The organism is Lacticaseibacillus camelliae DSM 22697 = JCM 13995 (genome assembly GCF_001311195.1).
Classification (GTDB): domain Bacteria; phylum Bacillota; class Bacilli; order Lactobacillales; family Lactobacillaceae; genus Lacticaseibacillus; species Lacticaseibacillus camelliae.
Genome location: NZ_BBAJ01000144.1, coordinates 1 through 1,742, shown reverse-complemented (window position 1 = coordinate 1,742; position 1,742 = coordinate 1). Strand labels below are relative to the sequence as shown.

Genomic DNA, 1,742 nt, shown 5'->3' with positions numbered 1-1,742 from the left:
GCACCGCGCTGGACTCTGCCCGGCTGCGCTCGGAGATCGGCCGCCGCTACAACGTCGACGTCCGGACCGTGCATGCGTACATTATGGGCGAGCACGGCGACTCTGAGTTCCCAGTGTGGGATTTTGCGACGATTGGCGGCCAGCCCCTGTGCGACTTTGTCCCGAAGGCCCAGCAGGCGCGCGATTTTGACGCCCTGAGCAACCAGGTCAAAACAGCGGCGTACTCGATCATCGACAAAAAAAGGCGCCACGTTCTACGGCATTGCCGCCAGCCTGACTCGGCTGACCGCAGCGATTCTCAACGATGACCACGCCGCGTTTGCGATGTCCGTGCACCTGCAAGGGGAGTACGGGCTGCGCGACGTGTCGATCGGTGTGCCGGTGCTGCTTGGCGGCCAGGGGCTGGATCGCATTTTACAGTTGGACTTGAACAAGGACGACCTGGCCAAGCTGACCGAGTCGGCGCAGGTCCTGAAGGATAACCTGGCAACGGTGATTTAGCAGCTGGGTGGAAGGAATTTTATGCAGATCGATTATCACGATGTCTCGTTAACTTTTGAAACAGACGCCACGGTGTTCTCCCCGCGTGGCCTGGACCGCGGCACGGCGGCGATGCTCGACGTGGCCCAGCTGAAGGATGGGGGTCGCATCCTCGACTTGGGCTGCGGCTTCGGGTTCGTGGCGACTTTTCTGGCCAAAACGCTGCCGAACGCCGCGGTGACCGCGGTCGATGTCGACCCCGACGCGGTGCGACTGACCCAGCAAAACGCCGCGGCCAACGACGTCAGCGTGTGCGCGCTGGTCAGCGACGGCTGGGGCCAGCTCAACGGCCAGACCTTTCATGCGGTGCTGTCCAACCCGCCGTACCACACGGATTTCAAGGTGGCCAAGGGCTTCATCGAAGGCGCCCACCAGCATTTGACCGATTTTGGCAAGCTCTACATGGTGACCAAGCGCCGGACCTGGTACGAAAACAAGATCAGAAGCGTCTTCGGTTTTGTGCAGGTGACGGAGCAAGACGGCTACTTTGTGTTTTACGCGGAAAAGCGGCCGCACAAGCGCGTCATCAAGCCCAATAAGCACGGTCTATCGAAAAAGCTCGCCCGCAAGGAGGCCAAACAGCATCAGCATGCAAACCGCCAGTGAAATTTTTAACGCCATCATGGCTGATCCCCAAAACGCCGACTACACTAAGGCAGGGGTGAAGCCGCTGTACAAAATCGACCCCAACGCGCGGCTGCTCATCATCAGCCAGGCGCCCAGTCGCAAGGCCCAAGAAACCGAGAGCTTCTGGAACGACCCCAGCGGCGACCGCCTGCGCGATTGGATGGGCGTGACTCGCGAGGAGTTCTACGACACCGGCCGCATCGGCATCCTGCCGCTGGACTTTTACTATCCGGGCAAGGGTAAGTCGGGCGACCTGCCGCCGCGCAAGGGCTTTGCGGAAAAGTGGCACGCGCCGCTTTTGAAGTTAATGCCGCATGTGGAGCTGGCCCTGCTGATCGGCCAGTACGCCCAGCGCTACTACCTGGGCACGCGCCGGCAGAAGACGCTGACGGCGACGGTCCAGCACTACCAAGACTACCTGCCGCAGTATTTTCCGCTGGTGCACCCGTCGCCGCTGAACTACGGCTGGATGAAGAAGAACCCGTGGTTTGAGGCCGGCGTGGTGCCGGCGCTGAGGCAGCGGGTGCGCGGGTTGATTTAGGTGAAAGTTTAGTAGTTTTTTTTTCCTCAATTTT

The 1,742-nt window shown here is 60.6% G+C and carries 2 protein-coding genes and 1 pseudogene; all 3 read left to right on the top strand.

The window, feature by feature from the left end; genetic code table 11:
• Nucleotides 1–501 (top strand): annotated as a pseudogene (locus JCM13995_RS13375) (Rossmann-fold NAD(P)-binding domain-containing protein); the annotation flags it as partial.
• A 21-nt stretch (nt 502–522) separates the two neighbouring features.
• A complete protein-coding gene (locus JCM13995_RS13370; RefSeq protein ID WP_054666551.1) occupies nt 523–1,146 on the top strand; it encodes a class I SAM-dependent methyltransferase in 624 nt (207 codons plus the stop codon).
• Nucleotides 1,130–1,708: a uracil-DNA glycosylase family protein gene (locus JCM13995_RS13365; RefSeq protein ID WP_054666548.1), complete on the top strand. Its 579-nt coding sequence runs from the start codon at nt 1,130–1,132 to the stop codon at nt 1,706–1,708. Before JCM13995_RS13370 ends, JCM13995_RS13365 begins: the two co-directional genes overlap by 17 nt.
• Nucleotides 1,709–1,742: the final 34 nt, after the last annotated feature.